This window comes from Prevotella pallens ATCC 700821 (assembly GCF_000220255.1).
GTDB classification, from domain to species: domain Bacteria; phylum Bacteroidota; class Bacteroidia; order Bacteroidales; family Bacteroidaceae; genus Prevotella; species Prevotella pallens.
This window is the reverse complement of sequence record NZ_GL982513.1, coordinates 2,250,989-2,274,149: the sequence shown is the minus strand read 5'-3', so window position 1 is coordinate 2,274,149 and position 23,161 is coordinate 2,250,989. Positions and strand designations below refer to the sequence as shown.

At 36.5% G+C, this 23,161-nt stretch carries 12 protein-coding genes; 9 read left to right on the top strand and 3 right to left on the bottom strand.

The window, feature by feature from the left end; all coding sequences use genetic code 11:
* Nucleotides 1-82 precede the first annotated feature (82 nt).
* Together priA and HMPREF9144_RS08985 are read right to left on the bottom strand one after the other, a co-directional pair.
* Nucleotides 83-2,407 (bottom strand): replication restart helicase PriA, encoded by a 2,325-nt coding sequence (gene priA / locus HMPREF9144_RS08990; RefSeq protein ID WP_006045657.1) that lies wholly within the window; start codon nt 2,405-2,407, stop codon nt 83-85.
* Nucleotides 2,407-4,458 carry an HD family phosphohydrolase gene (locus tag HMPREF9144_RS08985; protein WP_006045656.1) on the bottom strand — a complete coding sequence of 684 codons (2,052 nt, stop codon included), beginning with the start codon at nt 4,456-4,458 and terminating at the stop codon, nt 2,407-2,409. Before HMPREF9144_RS08985 ends, priA begins: the two co-directional genes overlap by 1 nt.
* A gap of 275 nt (nt 4,459-4,733) precedes the next feature.
* On the opposite strand from HMPREF9144_RS08985, the gene gltX reads away from it, so the two are divergent.
* From gltX to HMPREF9144_RS08940, 9 genes are all read left to right on the top strand, one after another.
* Nucleotides 4,734-6,251 (top strand): glutamate--tRNA ligase, encoded by a 1,518-nt coding sequence (gene gltX, locus HMPREF9144_RS08980; RefSeq protein ID WP_040595437.1) that lies wholly within the window; start codon nt 4,734-4,736, stop codon nt 6,249-6,251.
* A gap of 36 nt (nt 6,252-6,287) precedes the next feature.
* Nucleotides 6,288-7,550, top strand: a complete 1,263-nt coding sequence (locus HMPREF9144_RS08975; RefSeq protein ID WP_006045654.1) for a 3-deoxy-D-manno-octulosonic acid transferase — start codon at nt 6,288-6,290, stop codon at nt 7,548-7,550.
* A complete protein-coding gene (locus tag HMPREF9144_RS08970) occupies nt 7,547-8,044 on the top strand; it encodes a molecular chaperone DnaJ (protein ID WP_006045653.1) in 498 nt (165 codons plus the stop codon). The genes HMPREF9144_RS08975 and HMPREF9144_RS08970 overlap by 4 nt, the downstream gene beginning before the upstream one ends.
* A 75-nt stretch (nt 8,045-8,119) precedes the next feature.
* Nucleotides 8,120-9,217, top strand: a complete 1,098-nt coding sequence (gene trpS / locus HMPREF9144_RS08965) for a tryptophan--tRNA ligase (protein WP_006045652.1) — start codon at nt 8,120-8,122, stop codon at nt 9,215-9,217.
* Nucleotides 9,218-10,229: 1,012 nt separating this feature from the next.
* A complete protein-coding gene (locus HMPREF9144_RS08960; protein ID WP_083818119.1) occupies nt 10,230-10,985 on the top strand; it encodes an outer membrane beta-barrel protein in 756 nt (251 codons plus the stop codon).
* Nucleotides 10,986-11,618: 633 nt separating this feature from the next.
* On the top strand, nt 11,619-14,723 hold the full coding sequence (locus HMPREF9144_RS08955) for a T9SS type A sorting domain-containing protein (RefSeq protein WP_006045649.1): 3,105 nt from the start codon (nt 11,619-11,621) through the stop codon (nt 14,721-14,723).
* A gap of 50 nt (nt 14,724-14,773) precedes the next feature.
* The gene (locus HMPREF9144_RS08950) at nt 14,774-18,064 is read left to right on the top strand and encodes a CARDB domain-containing protein (RefSeq protein WP_006045648.1); all 3,291 of its coding nucleotides are present in this window, start codon (nt 14,774-14,776) and stop codon (nt 18,062-18,064) included.
* 2 nt (nt 18,065-18,066) lie between these two features.
* The gene (locus HMPREF9144_RS08945) at nt 18,067-19,998 is read left to right on the top strand and encodes an Omp28-related outer membrane protein (RefSeq protein ID WP_006045647.1); all 1,932 of its coding nucleotides are present in this window, start codon (nt 18,067-18,069) and stop codon (nt 19,996-19,998) included.
* A gap of 10 nt (nt 19,999-20,008) precedes the next feature.
* Nucleotides 20,009-21,793 (top strand): Omp28-related outer membrane protein, encoded by a 1,785-nt coding sequence (locus tag HMPREF9144_RS08940; RefSeq protein WP_006045646.1) that lies wholly within the window; start codon nt 20,009-20,011, stop codon nt 21,791-21,793.
* Nucleotides 21,794-22,038: 245 nt separating this feature from the next.
* Here HMPREF9144_RS08940 and HMPREF9144_RS08935 read toward each other — a convergent pair whose 3' ends face one another.
* Entirely contained in the window at nt 22,039-22,905 is an 867-nt protein-coding gene (locus HMPREF9144_RS08935; protein ID WP_006045645.1) for a leucine-rich repeat domain-containing protein, read from the bottom strand.
* Nucleotides 22,906-23,161 lie beyond the last annotated feature (256 nt).

The window sequence follows — 23,161 nt, the reverse complement described above, 5'->3', positions numbered from 1 at the left end:
CAAGATGTTATATGTATTTTCCGTAGCATATTATACTAAATTTATTAATGCTACAGTTTGTGCTTTACAATTATATTTACACTTATAAGGGGTCTACATCGAAGTAGATAGTTAGCGCTCCATATCGTTTTTCTTTCATCATAGTGTCTCGTATAGAACGCAAATACTGCTTTGCAAGTTTGTAATCAATTCCGTTTTCTAATTTCAGCATTATCTTTCGTATGTGCAATGTTTTAACACGTGCCACTGTTGGTTTATCGGGTCCCAGCACTCTATTGCCAAATATCTCGTGAATGCGTGAGCCAAGTTCCATGCTTGCCGATTCAACAATATCGTTGTTACGATGTTTGATGTATATATATATAAGGTGGAAAAACGGTGGATAATGAAAAGCTGTACGTTCTTCGAGTTGCGATTTATAGAAAGCTGTATAACTATTGTTCACTACTTGTTGAATAACAGGTAGCTCTGGTTTTTTTGTTTGCAAAATAACTAAACCTTGTTTACCTTTTCTGCCAGCACGTCCACTAACTTGCGCCATCATAGTAAAAGCGTGTTCGTAGGCTCTAAAGTCGGGATAGTTCAACATATTGTCGGCATCGAGAATACCCACAACCGATACGTGGTCGAAATCTAATCCTTTTGATACCATTTGTGTTCCTATAAGTAAATTGGTTTTACCAGCCGAGAAATCATTTATCAGACGTTCGTATGCATTCTTTGTACGAGTTGTATCTAAGTCCATACGTGCTATGCGAGCATCAGGAAACACCTCCATAATCTCATCTTCTATTTTTTCCGTACCATAGCCACGCCCTTTAATATCTTTACTTTCGCAGTTAGGGCATTGTTCGGGTACTCGTTCGGTGTAGCCACAATAATGGCAGGTAAGCACGTTCATACTTTTGTGATAAGTTAAAGACACATCGCAGTTGGGGCAATGTGGCACCCACCCACAAGTACGGCATTCAATCATAGGCGCAAATCCACGTCTATTCTGAAAGAGAATAGCTTGTTCTCCACGTTGTAGAGCATTTCTCACAGCAGCAATCAAACGTGGAGAAAATGGTCCTGACATTAGCTTACGTCGTCGAAGGTCTTTAATATCCACAACCTCTATCGTTGGTAACTGAATATCTTTATACCTTTGCGATAACGTAACCAAACCATACTTTCCCAATTGAGCATTTCTGTAGCTCTCTATAGATGGAGTTGCAGTGCCTAACAGTGTTTTAGCTCCGTACATTTGTGCCAAAACAATAGCAACCGACCGTGCGTGATAGCGTGGAGCAGGGTCTTGTTGCTTGAAGCTATTTTCGTGTTCCTCGTCTATAATCACTAATCCCAATCGTTGAAATGGTAAGAACACTGCACTTCGTGCACCAAGAATCACTTCGTAAGGCTCATTAGAGAGTTGTTTCTGCCATATTTCTACACGCTCTTCATCGTTGTATCTACTATGATATATACCAAGCTTATCGCCAAAAACACAACGTAGCCGATTGGTGATTTGCACCGTTAATGCTATTTCTGGCAGCAAATATAACACCTGCTTATGCTCCTGAAGTGCTTTAAAAATAAGATGTATGTAGATTTCGGTTTTTCCTGATGAGGTAACACCATGAAGAAGGGTAACATTGTGTGCCATCATCTGCAACAGAATTTTGTCGTATGCAATGGTCTGTGCATCGTTCAGAGCGTGAATGGCATTGGGTTGTAGCTTGTCATAACCATTGTTTAGCCTACTAACTTCTTTACGATAGGTTTGTAGAATGCCTTTCTCTATTAGACTATTTATTATGGCTAACGAACAATGAGTGGTATTTCTAAGTTCGTCTTTTGACACAGCTCTCAGTTGATTATGCTGTTTGTTGTTAGTCTGAGTTACATCAGTGGAAACCAATTCAGGAACATTAGCAATACCACTTAACTCTAAATAAGACATCAGCACCTTTTGTTGTTTTGTAGCACGAGCAAGACCATCGAGTGCAATGTGTAGCTCTTGTTCGCCACGGAATTGTTTTCCCAAGCAAACATACACTTCGGTGTGCGGCTTATAAGTATCCTCTCCCTTTAGTCCAGATGGCAATGCAGCTTTATAAACATCGCCAATGGGCGACATATAGTAGTTGGCAATCCAGTGCCAAAGTTGTAATTGTTGTGGCAATAACACCGGACCGTCATCAAGTATTGCAAGAATAGCTTTATATTTTATTCCATCATTATCATCATTGTTATTTGGGTGGTCGGAGGGATAGGTATCACATATACCTATATAAGTCTTTGTTTTGCCGAAAGGAACCAGCAACCGTACACATGGCACTACCTTATCGAGTAATGCATCGGGCACAACATACGTAAAAGTGCCTTCAAGCGGAAGGGGCAGAATAACTTCTACGTATCTCACTACGATTTTAATTCAGGATATTGAATTCGTGTATGATAAATAGATTTCAGACGTTCAATAAGCACTTGTTTTGCTATGCTAACATCGCGGAACGTAATAGGACAATCGGTAAAGAAACCATTGGCCATCTGTGCATCTATCAACTTATTCACTAAGTTGCTTATACTCTCTTCTGTATATTCGGAAAGTGAGCGCGAAGCAGCTTCAACGGTGTCGCACATCATAAGTATAGCTTGCTCGCGTGTCCACGGATTAGGACCTGGATAGCGGAATGGTGCATCGTCTATCTCCTCATCGGGGTGTGCATTCTTATAGTTTATGTAGAAATACTTAACCAATCCTTGTCCGTGATGCGTGGTAATAAATTCTTTTATAACATTTGGTAAGTTATATTTCTCTGCCAATTTAAGTCCTTCGGTAACATGTCCAATAATTATTTTAGCACTTTCTAAGTCTGAAATCTTATCATGTGGATTAACACCAGCTTGATTTTCGGTAAAGAATACAGGGTTTACCATTTTGCCGATGTCATGGTATAATGCTCCAGTACGTACGAGTTGCCCTTTAGCATGAATTTTATTAGCAATCTCAACTCCAAGATTTCCTACAGTAATAGAATGTTGAAATGTTCCAGGAGCCACCTCACTCAGTTTCCGCAACAGTTCGTTATTAGTGTTAGAAAGCTCGAACATAGTTACAGTAGAAACAAAACCGAATAGTTTTTCGATAATCAGCATTAAAGGATAAGTAAAGAGGAGGAAGAATCCATTAACTCCAATGTGGAAATACATAGACCCATCAAGTTTTGAAAAATCGTCTGCTTGTATTAGCTGAAGAGCCAAATAAATGGCAGCAGAACCAAAAGTAACGAGTAAAGCCGTGAGAAATATCTGACTACGTTTGGATAATTCGCGTAGAGAAAAGATAGCAATAAGCCCACCTACAAGTTGAACCACAATAAATTCGTATTGGTATCGCACAGCAACAGCCGAAAGCAAAATTGTTACGGCATAAGAAATGAATGCTGTTCGCGAGTCCATAAACACCCGAACGAATATGGGCGCCATTGCGAAAGGAACAATATAGATACTGAAAATGTTGTGTTTTATCATTAACGAAGTTATTATTGGAAAAATAATAAGTAGGGCGTATAAGAATAAGATAGAGCCAGGCTTGTCAAAGTAATCTGTACGGAATAGCGCAATGTAGAGCGTAAACAAGACAACAAGTATTAAGACGTAAATAGTTTGTCCTAAGAGTGTGAACGTTATTTGGTCTTTTGTTTCATTACGTTTCTCAGTAGCTTGTTCGAAGGAATTAAGAACACGATATGTGTGTGCATCAACAATATCGCCACGATCTATAATTCGTTGTCCTTCTAATACCATACCAGAAGCCTGCGGTATCAAACTTAGCAGGTCGTTCATCTCACTCTCACTACGATTCTTATCGTAAATAAGGTTTGGTTCAATGTATTCGTTCAGGTTGCATTGCTGTAAAACAGAACGTTTAGTGCTTAATTGCGGTGTAGTAAAAAGGTTCTCGTAAGCACCAAGCGTTGTGAGAAGTTGCTTAACTGGCTTGCTTATAGCTTGCTTTCCTTCTACGATATGCACCATATTATTACTATCTTTTACTAAAGAAGTAAAGTTTACTGGGTTTACGATACCCATATCGTATAACTCTTGTAACTTTTGCGCTACAATATTCACATATTCAACTGGCAATCCTGGTATTCCATTCTTATAGTCATTACGGAATTGCTCTACCTTTTTACGTCCAATATTCTCGTTTAAATTAAAATAAGGGACAAAAGTCTTCATTATGGAGTCACGCTCTTCTTTTATAGTCTCTTCACTCTTAAATATAGGGAAGTCGAATTTAGCAATAAGCTGTCCATACATCCACGGCTTTCCCTCGTCGTAGTGATACATTTTGCCTTGAGTTCGTGGCAGAAAGACTATAATAATAGCTGTTGTAATTAACACCAATATAGCTCTTGCAATATGACTGCGCCAGATAATATTGTCGGATTGGATAAATTTTATCATCTTTATTCGTTATTTTGTGGGAAGATTATATTGTTTGCTTATAGAGAAACATACTAATAATGTGGAACTCTCTTTATTGCACTGTTATTCTTTCTTTCTGTAAATTCATTCTTATAAACTGTGCGAGTGTATTTTTGTGTAATAATACCTCGAATGTATCGCTTAAAGGAAAGAGACCTATCTTGTCCATTCCAATATCAGTATGCGAAAATACAAAAAAAAAGCCTTATAATCGAAAAAAATGCTTATTTTTGCACAAAATTTTAATTTTAACAATGGCAGAAAGAAAAGTAAGAGTACGCTTTGCACCTAGTCCTACGGGACCATTGCATATTGGTGGCGTACGTACGGCTTTATATAACTATCTCTTTGCGCGCCAACATAATGGCGATTTCGTATTTAGAATAGAAGATACCGACTCTAATCGTTTTGTTCCTGGAGCAGAAGAATATATTGTAGAAGCCTTTCATTGGCTAGGAATTAAGTTTGATGAAGGTGTAACCTTTGGCGGACATTATGGACCTTATCGTCAAAGTGAAAGGCGTGATATATATAAAACTTATGTAAATCAGCTGTTAGATAAGGGTAAAGCATATATAGCATTCGACACTCCAGAAGAGTTGGAAGCCAAACGAAACGAAATTGCAAATTTCCAATACGATGCCCGTACTCGTATGCAGATGCGCAACTCGCTCACACTTACTGAAGATGAAGTTAAAAGAATGATAGACGATGGTGAACAGTATGTTGTTCGTTTCAAAATAGAACCAGGAACAGATGTTCACGTCGACGATATGATTCGTGGCGATGTGTGTATCAAGACTGATATACTTGATGACAAAGTATTGTATAAGAGTGCAGACGAATTACCAACCTATCATCTAGCCAATATCGTAGACGACCATTTAATGGAAATAAGCCACGTTATTCGTGGCGAAGAATGGTTGCCAAGTGCCCCTTTACATGTACTGTTGTACCGTGCTTTCGGTTGGGAAGATTCTATGCCACGCTTTGCACATCTTCCATTATTACTGAAGCCAGAAGGAAAAGGTAAGCTGAGTAAACGCGATGGAGACCGCTTAGGATTTCCTGTATTTCCTTTAGAATGGCAAGATCCCAAGACTGGAGAGATTAGTTCGGGCTATAGAGAAAGTGGATACTTCCCTGAAGCTGTAGTTAACTTCCTTGCACTATTAGGTTGGAATCCAGGAACAGAGCAAGAACTCTTTACGCTCGATGAACTAGTACAGGCATTTGATATCACGAAATGTTCTAAAAGTGGAGCTAAATTCGACTATCAAAAAGGTATTTGGTTCAACCATGAGTATATTTTACATAAGAGTGATGAAGAGATTGCCGATCTTTTTGCTCCAATTGTTGCCAACAATGGTGTAGATGCAACAATGACACAAGTTACAGAGGTGGTCCATTTAATGAAAGACCGTGTAAATTTTGTGCACGAGCTTTGGGAGCTTTGTTCTTTCTTTTTTATACCTCCAACTCAATACGATGCCAAAACTGTAAAGAAACGCTGGAAGGAATATTCTGCGAAACAAATGACAGAGCTTTCTCAAATTCTGGCTGATATAAGCGATTTCAGTGTAGAGAATCAGGAAACTATCGTAATGAAGTGGGTAGAAGATAAAGAGTATAAGCTTGGTGATGTAATGAATGCATTCCGCTTAGCTCTTGTTGGTATTGGAAAAGGACCAGGAATGTTCGACATCTCTGCCTTTCTTGGAAAAGAAGAAACCTTGCATCGTTTGCATAAAGCCATCGAAGTGTTAGGTTAAAATGTTATGTACGCTAATTCGTAAATAAGGATAGCTATGCTATACAATATTATAATGTATATTTACCAGGCTGGCATTGCCATCTATAGCCACTTTAACGAGAAAGTGAAGAAAATGTGGATAGGCGAGCGTGCAGCCTTTGGCGTACTCCAAAAACAAGTGGAGCCAAATGCGAAATACATTTGGTTTCATGCTGCTTCTTTAGGCGAATTTGAACAGGGACGGCCACTTATAGAGAAAATAAAGAAAGAATATCCCAATTATAAAATTCTTTTAACATTCTTCTCTCCCTCTGGATACGAAGTAAGAAAAAACTATGAACAGGCAGATATCGTTACTTATCTGCCTATTGATACTGTTGCAAACGCACAAAGGTTTTTGCGTATTGTGCGTCCAGTTATGGCTTTCTTTATAAAATACGAGTTCTGGTATAATTATTTGCATATTCTACGCCACCGTAATATACCTGTCTATAGTGTCTCAAGTATATTCAGACCCAATCAAATTTTCTTCCGACCGTATGGCAGACAGTATGCTGCTGTGCTAAAATGCTTCTCTCATTTCTTCGTACAGAACGATTTAAGTAAAAGTCTTTTGGCGAAAATTGGTATAAATAACGTTACGGTTGTGGGCGATACACGTTTCGACCGGGTATTACAGATAAAAGATAACAGTAAGAAGTTACCTTTGGTAGATAAGTTTATAGGTAATCAAGATGTAAAACTTGCTAATGGAGTTACCAATTCTTTACATCGTGTGTTTGTTGCTGGTTCTTCATGGTTACCAGATGAAGAGATTTTTATAAAATATTTCAACGAACATAATGATTGGAAACTCATTATAGCTCCCCATATTATAGCCGACACTCATCTTCGACAGATTTTACAGTTGCTAAAAGGAAAGAAAGTAGTACTCTATACTGAGGCTACCGAAACGAACGTGGCAGATGCCGATGTGCTTGTTATAAACTGTTTTGGTCTGTTATCATCAATTTATCATTATGGCGATGTAGCATACGTAGGTGGAGGCTTTGGCGCTGGTATTCATAATGTGTTAGAAGCAGCAGTTTGGGGCATACCTGTTGTCTTTGGCCCGAACAACAAACGCTTTGCTGAAGCACAAGGATTACTTGCTTCTGGAGGAGGCTTCGAAATTGATAACTACGAAAAGTTTGCACTTATAATGGATAGGTTCTGTTCTGATAAAGCTTTCTTGCAAAACAGTGGTAATGCTGCTGGTAGCTTTGTAAAACAACTATCGGGTGCAACAAATAAAGTATTTTCAGATATTAAGTTATGAAATATCAGATAACATGCGATAATTGCGGTACACAGTTTATTGTAGAGGCAGGCGAAGGACAGGTTATAGAGTGCCAATGTCCACACTGTCATGGTAAAATGGAGATAACATTACCTCTTGTTTCAGGTGTAGATAGCATTAACAATGAAACTCTTGAGCAAATCAGTAACGATATCCAACAGCCTATAGAAGGTGAAAAGCTAAACGATAATAGGAAAAATGTGCTGATAGGCCTTATTATAGGATTGCTAGTTATAACACTTGGGGTGGGTGCTTACTATATTTGGTTACGTCCGGCTCCTGTAACACCAGAACAACAGCCTACAGCAATGGACACTATTCCATACGAAACAAATACAGAACCTGTGGTAGAACCTTCGGTTGATACAGTAGCTCGTCCTGTTGAGAGGGAAGAAGAGGAAGTGCGCGACACTGTAATTCATTACAAGAAACGACATAAACAAGAAAATGATACAACTAATGTAGAACGGTAAATTATCCTACGAGTAGTATTATAATAAGGTACAAGAGCAAGTTACAACGTACACTTACAAAAAGAGAATAAGAAGATGAAGAAAATTATATTAACAGGCGATCGTCCTACTGGCAAACTACATTTGGGACACTATGTGGGTTCACTACGCCGCCGTGTAGAACTCCAAAATGCTGGCGACTTCGAAAAAATGTTTGTCTTTATGGCTGATGTGCAGGCGCTAACAGATAATGCAGATAATCCAGAGAAAATTCGTCAAAACATTATAGAGGTTGCATTAGACTACCTTTCAGTTGGTCTCGACCCCGAAAAATGTACACTGTTCATACAGAGTCAGATACCAGAAATATCGGAACTAACTACTTTCTTCATGAATTTAATAAGTGTTAGCCGTGTTCAGCGCAATCCAACAGTGAAGACGGAGATAAAAATGCGTAACTTTGAAGCAAATATTCCAATGGGATTCTTTAGTTATCCGGTATCGCAAGCAGCCGATATTGCAACTTTTAAAGCTACAACTGTTCCCGCTGGCGAAGATCAAGAACCTATGTTGGAAGTAGCACGCGAGATAGTTCGTCGTTTCAATCAGGTTTATGCTCCTGTACTGGTGGAACCAAATATTATGCTTCCAGAGAATGCTACTGCGCGCCGTTTGCCTGGAACCGATGGTAAGGAAAAGATGAGTAAGAGCCTTGGCAATTGCATTTTTCTTTCCGATGATGCCGATACTGTATGGAAGAAAGTAAAGGGAATGTACACCGATCCAACACACTTAAATGTTTCAGACCCTGGTCATATAGAAGGAAACGCAGTATTTACATATCTTGATGCTTTCTCTACCGATGACGATTTTGCTGAGTTTTGGCCAGAATTTAAAACGCTCGATGAATTGAAAGCTGCTTATACAGCAGGTGGAATAGGCGATATGAAATGTAAGAAACTACTCAACAACGTGTTGAACAAGATGTTAGAACCAATTAGAAAACGTCGCCATGAGTTTGAACAAGATATTCCAGAGATATATAATATATTGAAGAAAGGTTCTGAAAGCGCTCGTCAAACAGCAGCTCAGACACTTTCTGAAGTGAAAGAAGCAATGCAAATAAACTATTTTGACGATGCTGAATTGATACGTAGCCAGTCTGAACGGTTTAAACAAAAAACAGATAAGTAAATATAGGGATACTCTATATCTATGCTTTCATAGCATTGTTGAAAGATAAGAAAGAGACTTTTAGTTTTCAAGTGGGCTTGTTTTGCATTACAAAACAAGCCCATTTTTGTTGGTTGATAGCCGAGAAGATTATTGTACTTAAATTTACTCCAATATACTTTAAATTTAAAGATATAAGGGTGCTGTTAAAGTGTTTATGTATTATTTAAATCAGAATATTTCGAAATAAAAAACTTCATACTCCTTATTAGAATAAGCTTCTTTAGTGTTATACAATATAGCGCCATAAATGCGGTTGTTTGTTATGATGTCTAAATTGAAACTGATAGATATCTAAAACGACCGTGATAGATATCTGTGACGTAACTGATAGATATCTAAAACGACCGTGATAGATATCTGAAACAAAAGTAACCAATACCTTATATATTCTGTTTGATTTAATAAAGCAATTACAAACCCATAAATAGTGATAGAATGGATAGCACAACTGAACAGAGTATTCAATTAGCCTTCGTGTTTAATAAGAAAAGTCAGGCGATTGTTGCTGTACATAGTAGCCCCACTCATACAGCTTGCAACTTAAATCGGAATTGAAGTATGGATATTATCCGATGGGATATTGATTAAATATAGTTAAATATTATCATTCTTTTTCTTTTACTTATTAAAAGAAATACCTTTACAAAAGTATACAGAAAGCAACGTCTTAATGTACGCCTTAATGTTATATCATAAATAAAGACAGTTTAGCTTAAATAAATCTATTATGGGAAGAAACAATCTAAGCACTATTTCAAGTAACCAATCTCGTTCTGAATTCAAATGGGGAATAGGTAAGAAGAGATTGATGGAATAAAAAGATTACTCCGCTCATAATGTGTGTTATAGTTGCGGAATATTCAACAAGTATAAAGCTAATTTAAATATGTGTTACACAAATATATAAAAAGTATATGGCTATGAAGAATGAACGAAATCAGATTCAAGATGTGCGACGACAGCACAGAATATTTCAATAGACCGTCCAGGTATCAGAAATCTTAATCCTTTTAAATACTATGTGAGCCGTTACGGTATTGCTGTAGGTAATCCAGAATTACGAGCATCAACATGGTGGAATATTCGACTTCGCAGCAATATAGAATTTAATGGTGGAGAATTAAATTCAGAGCTAACTTATGCAAGGTTATCAAATATATTCGACCAAACAATAACGATGGATACAATCTCAAATGTATCAACAACACAATGGAATAATGCAATGGAAGAGAAAGCGTTTTCCTTTGAAACATCTTTGTATTACTATAAGTTGAAATGGTTGAAAATAACAGCAATAGCTTCTTATGAACTATCTAAAACCACTTCGAACCAAGTTTTTCTAATTGGAAGTCAAAAGGGCTTTGGACAATTCTATTTTACAAATTTGAGATTTATCTTTAACAAGCAGCAGAATTTTACGGGCTTTATGCAAGCTTCATATAATGGTAGTGAGAGAACAATAAATGGTAGAATTGATGGTAGCTTCAATATGAGTTGTGGAATTAATTATTCGTGCCTGAAGAATCATCTTCAATTGCGATTTGCTGTAAACAACATTTTGTCAAGTAAGATAAGCGGATACACTCGTTCTAATGATGGTATGTATATGAGTTTCAGAAACAATTATCGTCCACTTACCTTTAATTTTGCCCTGTCGTATAACTTTGGAAAAAGAATAAATGTAAAAAGTAAGAGCTATGAAGAGATAAAGAGTCGTTTTGATTAAAGAGAATTTTCTACTTTAAGTCATAGCATAATGCAGTATTATATGCTTATAGCTTCCAAGCATTACAGATAGAAACTTAGAATTTAACCCAAATCAGTTATTAAAGCCTAAGCAGGTTTAGTTTTATTATCGAGCAGATAGTTTGTCTTTGCAACACAAGTGTAGTGGGCTGCGTCAAGTTACACAAACAAACAAGATGCCGATAAGAAAATAAAAAATATTAGGGAACAATACCATAGCGATAAGAACTACACATATTGCGGTTTAATTGCCGATTTGGGGTTAATATAGAAAGCGTAAAGAACAGTCTCTATTAGTATAAATATCTACTCCTGCTTAGAAATGTTGGCCTTAGATGGAACTATATAAATATGGTGTAAAGCTCTAATAACAGTTCAGAATTAACACAACAAGATAGGGCAAATTGGATTTAATGAGGTGTGGGAATAATGAATATAATGGTAACTCTCGTATCGTTAAATATTGTATACGTAGATTAGGATAAAGTGTATTTCTGTTATTTTATGATAAAATTGTAATCTTTTCTTCAATGACATATCCTATGGTTTATTAAAAAGCAATACCTTTATCGAGGCGCTATGAACCCAAACTTTTCTAAAGACAAAATCATATATGAGAAAAAAGTTATTTTTTGTATTATCATTACTATTTGGAATAAACAACCTTGTAAGCTCACAACCTAATAAAATAAGCCCTCAAGGAGACAAAATTCCTATCTACGATGTACCTGATGGCGAGGCAGATATTATGGGATATCTGCGCTACGATATGAAGTATCGCACAAACGGCTTAACATCTTTCAGGTCAGACAATCCTAGCAACTATACTTTAACAAAAGACTATGGTAATGTTTTAGGAACAACACCCGTATTTACTGCTGGTACATTTGTTGGCAATAAGTATGTTGCCTACGAAACCACACTGTATGCTAACGTGCTTATGCCACATGGAATAAGTATAGTAGACCCTATTACGGGAGAACGCGAAAGCAAAACAACCTTTTCTAAAACAGCACCAATCCTCATATTAGAAGAAATGACCTACGATCCGAAGACCGGAAGGATATTCGGAATGCACTATGATGTAGACAAATTTACAACCGATCTCTACGAAATAAACAGTACAACCTATGCTCTGACAAAGATTGCAAGCGTTAAAAAGCCTTTCTTTACACTCTCAGCAGACAATGGTTTCCTTTATGCAGTAACAACCGACAGAGATATAAAAAAGTCGTTCTTGATAAAAATAGATGAATCTTCTATAAACTCTGGAAAACAAACGTGTACTATAACAACCGTAAGTCCAGCCACGGGAATAGGAATAAATATAGGCAATTACAGTCAGTCGATGGAGTTCGATAAAACAACACATCGCTTATGGTGGCTTGCACAAGCAGCCGATGGTAAGGCTTATCTGGTAGAATTGGATCCTGAAACAGGACTTTCTATTAGTCAGAAACTAATAGAAGGCGATTTACAATTACTCTCTATGGGTATTCCATATCAATATGTACCAGATGGTGCACCATCGTATGTGAGAAATCTTACTGCGAAAGCAGGTGAGAATGGAGCCAACAATGCGACACTGTCGTGGATAACACCTTCAAACAATTATCGGAATAAGACATTAACAACTATTTCAGGAATAAAAATCTACCGCAATAACGAACTTGTTAAAACATTAAACGTTTCTAACAAGAATGAGAACGTAACTTGGAAAGACGAAAATATTGCAGACGGACTATATATATATAAGGTGGTTCCATATAACAACGATGGTGATGGCATATATAAGGAAACTTCAATATTTGTGGGTGAAGATGTTCCTGGAGCTCCTTTAAACGTAAAACTTGTTACTAATGGTAGCGAAGGAACAATAACTTGGAACGAACCAACAACTGGTGCACACAATGGATATTTCGATAAATCTACCTTAACCTACGATGTTATGCGCTTGCCAGACAGTGTAACAATTGCTACAAAGGTAACAGCATGTTCTATAAAAGATAATGTAAAGAGCCATGCTGGATATAGCTACATTGTTACAGCATACAACAAAAACGGAAAAGGACTCTCTGCAACTTCTAATATTGTAGCTTTCGGCTCAATGGAACCCATTCCATTTATCTCAAATCTATTGACAAAAGATGAATTTAGACGTTGGACAGTAATAGACAACAACCATGATGGTATGTCGTGGAGTTTTCATGATGGTACTTCGCGTACATTCTACGATCGCAGTGAAAAGGCTGCTGACGATTGGTTGGTATCTCCACCTTTGAAATTCTCGAAAGGAAAGAAATATCAGTTACGTTATACTTACTCGTCAGCTAACTGGATAGACCCTTCAACACACAAGCCTGTGATGGAGAAAATGAAAGTATTCTATGGTACACAAGCTACTCCAGAGAAACTAACAACGCTAATAAAGGATCTCGGAGAATTCCACACAGCATCGGAACACTTCTATTATGGTAAGGAGATATTTACCCCTAATGAAACTTATGGACATATAGCTTTCTATGCATGTTCGGACGCTTTAAAGGGACAAATATACCTTAAAGACATATCGTTGCGTGAATATAGTGAAACCGACTTAAGTATAAAGAAGCTAAATGGTTCGGTTACTGCTAACTGCAATGTAGAACAACCTTTCATTGTAACAGTTGGAAACGAAGGTTCATCAATAGTAAGTAACTACAAGATAGAACTATTCGATGCTAATAGCAAAGAAGTTTTAGGAACTGCTGATGGTATAGCTATTGCTCCAGATACAGTTAAAACTGTTACCGTAATGTGGGTTCCAAAAACAAAAGGCGAAATTAATGTTTCTGCACGCATAGTTCTTGTTGGCGATACTTATCCTGCCGATAATATTTTGGACACTCCTTTAAAGGTGAAAGTAGCCGATGCTGATGCAGAAAAATGGATAACGTTGAATGCAATTGATAATTATGGCTGGGTAATGCCATTCTATTTAATCTCGCCGTATGCTCAATCACAATGCTTATATTTGGAAAACGAAATCAGAAAGAAGAATATTGATATTGTGGCTCTGCAACTAAAATACAATGGCAAAAACGAATTGGCGTACTCTTTCCCTGCTAAAATTTCTATGAAGGCAACAAATCGTACCAATACAAAAGCAGAGGACTCTGGATATCTTGGACATTTTGAACAAACAGATTGGACAACTGTATATGACGGAAACATTACTATCGAAGGTGTTGGCGACAATAAAGAACTCAAAATAGTATTCGATAAGCCATTTAAGTATACCGATGGAAACATTCTTTTCAAGTTTGAGGCATTCTCCGGAGATAACCCTATAGAAGAAGCTCAGCACCCTGAATGGCTCTTTGATATGCCTAAAGGTGATGCACATTCGGCACGATTTGATGGTAAAACGGAAGATATTAACGAAGAAGATATTCTTATTTCGGAATATATTCCATTCTTAATGCTCGAATATACAGAGAAAAATCCTGCAGGAATATTCTCTGTGGACAATGATTTGGTTAAGATTACTCGACATAATAATGTAATAAACACATCTACTGTATGCGATTTGTTAGAGATTATAAATATATCTGGAACAACAATTACTAAGGTACAAAATACGAATAAAATTAACTTAGTAACAATACCATCTGGCATTTATCTATTAAAGGTAAAGAAAGGAGGAGTGATACGCACAATGAAGATACTTAAACAATAAATTTATTATAATTAAACAATATTCCATTTTCACATTAAATCATTTTAAACATGAAACATCTTTCTTATTTAACTGGTTTTTTGTTCGCTAGTTTGGCTGCTATTCCTGCTTTCGGACAAACTACCACAAACAGTTTCCCTAAGCTCGGAGAAAAATCTTCGGCACCACTAATGATGGCTCCGCCTCATCGTACTCCACAAGCTATTGATGATAAAGCCAAGGGAATTACTATGTATGCGGGACAATTAGTAAGTCAGGACAAGAAACGAGGCTGGATAAAGTTCCGCACTGGCAAGGCTTCTGACTATACAACGCTAAAGAATTTTACACCAGAAGATGACCAACATCAGGCATACGGTCTATATTGTTCAGCATTCGATGGAAAAGATTGCTACGCAATTATTGCCCAAACCTATACTTATGGCGTACATCCATTGTATTTTGCTAAGCTAAATGTTGCTACAGGCGATACAACTACCATCTACAAATTTAACGATACTGAAAAGAACAGATGGTATATTGGCTATGATGTGTACGCATTGAGTTATGATCCAAAGACCAAAGAAATCTACGGACTTGGTAAAGACTATGAAACACAAATAATAGATGGTGAAGAGAAAATAGTGAATGCCTACTCTGTGCTTTACACAATCGATAAAAATACAGGTGAATTCTCTAAAGTTCAAGACTTTAATAGAGTTTACTATAATTTCAGTTTCGATTATGATGGTAACTGTTATATGCTTCGTCCAAAAGCAAAGAGCGAACAAGACCAATCTGTAGTAGGAACAGAACTTGTTAAATTCAACTCCGATTTCAACGAGGTTAGTGTAACTGAATGTAAAAGTCAATGGGGCGAAACCTTTATCCAGAAATATTTTGGTACTATGAGCTTCGACTTTACAACAGGAAATCTTTGGTGGATTCCTGTAGGCGATTATGGAGCAACAACCCTTTATACTATTAACTTAGCCACAGGTGTGTACGAAGGTAAGTCATGGTTCAACATTGGCAACTCTTTTGTTGGTCTTACTATTCCATATATGGAAGCTGATAGCCGCACAGCTCCTGCACAAGTATCAAAACTTGATGCGCGTGCTGATGTTAATGGGGCAATGAATGATACTATTAAATGGGAAAATCCAACCAAAGCATGGAATGGAACAGACCTTTCAGACCTTAAAGAAGTTTTGGTTTATCGCAAAAAACCAAATGTAGCAACTACAGAACTAACATCTACAGAAACCTTACTTTCTACTGCTAATGCAGATCTTATTGCAACAATTGATGCTACAAACAAAATGGGACAACCAATGCAATACGTTGATGCAAATCCATACAAAGGTGTCAATACATATTATGTTGTAGCTTCTCGTGTTGCTGGCGAAAAAGGTGTACCCGATAGCATACGTTGCTATATGGGCGTAGACGTTCCTGGTGCAGTGCAAAATATTCAAATAAAGAAGAAAGGTACAGGCATAGAACTATCTTGGGAAGCTCCTACTAAAGGCTTAAATAATGGTTTTATTAATGAATCAGAGCTTACTTACACCATAACACGTATGCCTGATAATGTTGTTGTGGCAAAAGATTTGACAGGAACCAAATATGAAGATAATACTTTAGGCGAACAACAAAAGTACTCTTACAAGATTATGGCTAAGAGTAATGCTGGTGAAGGTGAGGTCGCAGAATCTGAAGGAATTATGGCTGGTAGTGCATTAAAAACTCCTATCAAACTTAATTTCGCAACTCAAGACGATGCTAACCGTTGGAACTGTCCAGCTACTCAATCTATATACTTCTATTATTGTGGAGGATACGATGAAGATTCTAAATGCTTAATCGGATATAGCAACTATAAAGAAGCAGAAGGTTTTGTTACTTCACCTCCTCTTAAACTCGAAGGTGGAAAGACATATCGTATTACTACAGACTTCTATGCACATCAAAAGGAGACTCCTTTCGACCTGAAACTAACAATGGGAACAAACGGAGAAGATACAAAAGATGCTACAGTAATTCGCGAAGAAAAAGATTATTCTTATAAGAATATGTATACTCGCGAAGTTTTAGAAGATATGTTTACAGCTCCAACCGATGGAACATATTATTTTGGAATGTCTGTTGCTACTCACAGTCAGTATAACAACTTCAGATTATTCGGTCTTAATGTAGACTATGTTGCTGATAACGACTTAAAGGCATTCACTATAAATGGTATTCAAGAAGCTGTTGTTGGCTATGACAACAAGTGTACTGTAAAGGTTAGAAACGTTGGTTCTAAAACTCAAAGTAAGTATAGTATTAAAATTTTCTGCGATGATGAAGGTAGAGAAACTCTTGTTGGCGAAACTAAAAACGTTCCAACATTAGAAGCTGGTAAGATTGCTGAAATTCCTGTAACATTTAATCCTACTAAAGATGGTATGTTCGATTTCTATGCAGTAGTTGAACTTGAAGGCGACCAAGAACATAGCAACGATAAAACTGCTGTTACTCGCATAAAAGTAAATCCAGAAGGAACTACACCATGGACTAATATTGTTACTAGTGGAAAGGACGAATCAGAAGATACACACGGTCCTTCTATGAACAGCGATACTTACGAAAGAACTCAATCTATTTATCTTGCATCAGAAATAAAGGCAGACAAAGATGGAAATATCAAACGCTTAGGTTACATTTACAATGCTAACGATAACCTGACAGATAGAACAGATCCTTTCAATGCTAAGATATATCTTGCTCACACAGATAAAGAATCTTACACTTCTAGCTCTCAATGGTTATCAAACGATGAATTAACACTCGTTTACGATGGTACATTTACACTCGAACCAGGACGTAACAATATATTAGCATTCGACCTAAACACTCCATTTAAGTACGATAAGACTAAGAATTTGATTGTTGTATTCGAGAAAGAAGGTGCAGTTCCATCTAACCTTATGTTCTGTGCAGTGTATAAAGTGTTTAATTCTAACGCTTCTAATGTTTACAGAATGTTAGAGTACGCAGAAGCTTCTCCATTCGATAAGACAAAATCGCATGCTTACAATTCAGCTCCTGTATTATATCTTGGTTTCGATGTAGCAAATAATATCAGCAATGCAAATGTAGCAAGTGGAACATTCTTCTACAACACAAATACAGATATTATAACCTTCGATAAAACAATCAAGGTAGCTAATTTCTATTCTGTAGATGGTAAATTGGTTAAGACTATTAATGCAATTGCCAATGGACGCACCAAAGTAAATCTGCCTACTGGACTTTATATCGTTCGTACTATCGATACAAATGGTGTTGCTACAAGTGTGAAACTTAATGTAAAATAACAATGAACGCTATCAGAAAATATATATTTCTGTCATTTTTGGCAAGCCTTCCCTTTACGGGGGGAGGCTTGTTTGCTCAAACAGCAAACGAAGGAACCTTTAAATTGAGGGCTCTTAAATCTTCAAACCAGAGTAGAACAGCATCAGAATCTAAAGAAAAAATGCGCATTGGTTATTGTACTACAGATGTTAGTCGAGGACTTATTGCACAAATAACAGGTTCACACACTTATCATGCTGCTACATATCTTTCAGCAGACGTATTAAATAAATATGTTGGCGATAAAATAGAATCAATAGAATTTGCTATTAGTCCTAAACGAGGACACATGGCGGAATACTTTATTTGTACCGATCTGAAGGATATGCGTGGAACCACATTAGCACAAGGAGCTACAGCAAATTACAAAGACGGCTGGAACAAAATGAGCTTTAAAAATCCGGTAACCATCAAGAAGGATATGAATCTTTACATTGGCTATATTCTTTATTTGAACGATGGAGAGGACTACGATTGCTTGTTATTCGATGATAGTCGCTATGCTGTACCTGGTAAAAACTGGTATGGTTACGATATGAATTGGTTTAACAATACGAACGGAATAGGTAGAAACATTTGTATTCGCGCCATTGTTTCAGGTACTAATGTCCCCAACAACGATGTATCGCTGATGAGATTAACATCTGATGATGGGGGAGAATATGTAGAACAGAATAAGCCGAAAACGTATATTGCCTATATTCAGAATAACGGATTAACTCCCATCAACTCTCTTACAGTAACAGTTTCGGCTAAAGGTCTACAGAGTAAAGAGGTTGTACTCGATGGTTTCAATGTTCCAAATAATGAACCTCAGAAAATAAAGTTAGACAATATCTCTATTCCTGCAGAGGGAAACTTTACAGCTTCTTTTACTATTACAAAAGTGAATGGAGCAACCGATCCAGATGTAACAGATAATTCGGCAGAACAAAAAGGTTTTTCTATGAAAGAAGGAACAAGTCCTGTAGAACGTTCTGTACTCTTTGAGGAATTTACTTCTGAAGGATATAATGAATGCACAACGGCAGACGAGGTATATAACGAAATTTTAGGTTCGCGCGAAGATGTTGTTCGTGTAAAGCATCATCTCGACTATAAGCAACATAAAGATCAATTCCGTATTCCTGAAGAAACCGAATACGAACAGTTATATGGTAAATCTAAAACTTTTGTTCCTGCTATAGCAGTAGACCGAATTATTGTTAGTGGACTGGAAGATCCAGGACCTGCTTACTTTATTTCAGACGGTGAAGCTGTTACTAAATTCATTGATTTAGCCAAAGATGTATATTCTTTCGTTACACTGAAGGCTGAACCAAAAGTAAATGGTACGCAAATGAATGTAAAAGTTAGTGGACATGCTGGAACAAACGAAATGCCATTACAAACTGATTTACGTCTAACTACGTGGTTAGTAGAAGACAATATAACCAGTAAACAACAAGAAGGCAAAGACACTTACATACAAAATGGAGTGTTAAGAGCTGTTCTTAGTAAAAATGCGTGGGGAGATGCACTCGATATTTCGGGCTACGATTTTGAGAAAAACTATTCGGTAACTATAAAACCAGAATGGAATGTAAAGAATATGCGTGTTGTATCGTTTGTTAATAACTACGATATGAATGTAGAAAGACGCACTATTTATAATACAACGCAAACTCCTTGTATGGATCCAACAGGCATATACGAACAACCAACAACCGCTAACAATAATATTCTCAGTGTAGTAAATGGGAAAATATTAATGTCTAAAGGGTGGCAATTGGTTAATGTTTACGATATTTCTGGACGAAGTGTGAACGCAAATCTGTTGAAAGATGGTTTTTATATATTAAAGGCTACAAATGGAAAAGCAACTGTTACACAAAAAATTTGTATAACCCATTAATTAAAATAATATGAAAAAAACTGTATTTCTTTTCTTGTTGCTTCTTAGTTTCGTATCTATAGAAGCACAAGCATTCTCAAGCAATTGCTATTGGGGATATTGTAATAATAAGATAACTGGCGAATTTGGTAGTAAGACCAGTGCTAAAGGTGCAATTTATATTCCTGCAGATGTTGCTAAACTATATAAGGGGAAAACTATTTCTACTGTTAGAATAGGTTTGGCTGCAATGGCACGAAATGTAAAGGTATTTATTACAAAGAATCTTAATGGTGAAAGTTCTGTTGTAAAAACAGCAGGCAATCTTTTTAATGGTTGGAACAACGTTAAACTAAGTTCTGCTTATACCATAGACGGAGATGCGTTCTATATTGGTTATAGTTACAATGGCGATAACAAATCTATGGGACGTTCAGAAATGTATTCACCAAATGCTTGTTGGGCAGACTTAGGTGATGGCTGGAAAAATTATGCTACCGACCAAAATTATGAGGCTCTTGCACTAACAATTCAGGCACAAATATCTGGTGAAGATATGCCTAAAGACTTGTGGCTTTATGCTGATAGAAATGTAATTGTTAAGAAAGGAACACCTTGTAAATTCGAATTTGGTGTAATAAATTTAAGTCCACGTGTCGCTCATAAATTAAAAGTGAGCTATACTATAGACAATGTCGAAGAGAAAGTAGTTGAATTTAAAACCGTTATGGGAGCTAATGTGGAGAAAACATTCACTATAAACTATCCCGGATTTAATAAAGATGGTGCTCATACTGTAAAATTCAACCTTATAAGTGTTGATGATGAGGCTGACGCATACGCTGGAAATAATATCGATTATACAAATGTAAAGGTTAAAGGTTCTGTTCCAAAACAGCGTTTTGTTGTGGAAGAAGGTACAGGAACATGGTGTGGTTGGTGTCCACGTGGTATTGTTGCTTTCCGCTACATGGCAGAAAAATATCCAGAAACCTTTATTGGTATTGCCGTTCACAAGAGCGATAACTTAGAAACTAATACGTATAGTTACCTGAAATTCAATGGCTATCCTTCTTGTTATGTCAATCGTAACTTAAGAAATTCTACTTCTCCAGAAGCTGGAACATTAGAAGTTATGCACAATAAAGCTGTTGCTATACCTCCACATGTAGGAGTAGAAGTTACAGCAAGCTTTACTGATAACACAAAAAGGGTTATCGATGCAAAAGCTTCTACAACATTTTTTGCTGAGGAACAAGGTTTGAAATATAAAATTTCGTATGTTCTGATTGAAAATGGTATTAAAGGCTACAAGCAAGCTAACAACTATTCAGGTGGTTCACGTGGTCAAATGGGCGGTTTTGAAAATCTTCCTGGCTACGCTTCTATTGATATGGACCACGTAGCACGTATGAATTACAGCTATTATGGAGTAGATGGAAGCATTCCTCGAAGTGTAAAAGCAGACGAAACTATAGAATATGCTGCTCGACTTGAGGTTCCTGGCAATGTGCAAAATGTCGATAATTTGTATCTTGTGGCTTTATTGCTCAACAGCAAAGGCGAGATAGAAAACGCAGCAGAAACGAAAGTTGAACCATATACACCAACATCTATTACAGAAAACAGCACGCTTCTTGTACCTGAATTTACATTTGCTAATGGTACGCTTAATGTGAATGGTTTCGCTGGAAAGGTATTTATTTACAATATTTATGGTGTAGAAGTTCCTAACCATGCTATTCCAAGCGGTGTATACATTATAAAATGTGTAGATGGCGGTAAAACTTTTGTTAAGAAGATGGTTCTAAAATAGAATATTCGCGCATTTACAAAAGCAATATGTTATAATATTTTTATTTTAGCAAGCGTATCAGATTTAAGTTCTGTACGCTTGCTTTTTTAATTTCTCTCACTTATCAATCCAACAATGTGGCATATTCCCCCAAAAAGAGTGTAAAATCATGTTTTTTGCGCTATAACAGTAGAAATACAATCCCCAAAAACCAACTTGCATACATTTTAGAACGCTATCTTACTTTTTGAAAGTTGAAACTCCACCTAATTATTGTTATATGCAGTTAGTTCGTCTAAGGTAATATCGTATTCTTTTTTTATTGGTACAAATATATGCTTTAGGTTTGGAAGGTGCATTAGTTCTTTTATTTTTCCATCTCCAATACTTGTTGAACCTATAATTCTAAGCTCTTTTAAACTCGAAATATTTTGTAGGAAACTCAAAGATGGTATCTCTCCACAATTTTCTAAAATTATTCTCTCTATCTTTCCTAAACTTCCAATTTCCTCCCAATCTTTTATCTTCTTACAATTCTGAAAACCGAGTGATGTTAAGGAGTTATTATTCCTTAGCCAACTAATTGATTCCATTTTAGAATTGTAGCCTATTCCAATATGTTCTAGTTGATGCAAATTATGTATTGCTTCAAACTCAGTTATTTTACTCTTAATCAAACCTATTCTTTTCGCATTCTTAAAGGTAGAAAAAGCTTTTGACGATGTTTCAGAATAGTTGTCAATGAAGATATTTTCCAGCTGTTTACATTCAAAAATGGAAGCACAATTCTTTTTATTATAATTCAGATATACACATTGAAGCAAAGATAAAGAAGAAAATGGGATATTACTTTCGCATTTTCCTTCCATTCTTAAATATTCTAATTTTCTTAGACACAACAAGTCGTTAAGGTCTTTATAGGTGTATGAATTTAAGTCTAAACCTCTTAATTCTTGCAATGTAGAAATATTCTTTATGTTGCTTACCACTTCATTTGGTGTGTCTGTTATCACAATAACTCCGTCTATTCCATTTTTCTTTATGTAAGTAGCGTCTGGTATTTGTTCTATGCGCACCTGCATAAACGTATAGTTTCTGCCGAAGTATTCCTTTTTAAAGATGTATTCTTCCATAAGAATGCTTTATCTGAATATTATTACTAAATTCTTTGCTGTGGTGAATTAAATTGTTGTTTGCAAATATACAAAATTACAATATTAGTAACGAACAACTACTGTGAATTTTTGAATAAAAACACGGCTTACATTGCTTTCTTTTAACGATTTTGAAGATGTAAATCTTCAGAAAAATCAACTTCCGTGTGTAACGCAAACAACAAAACAATTATTCCTTGAAATTTTATAATAATAAAAGAGGAAAATAATAATT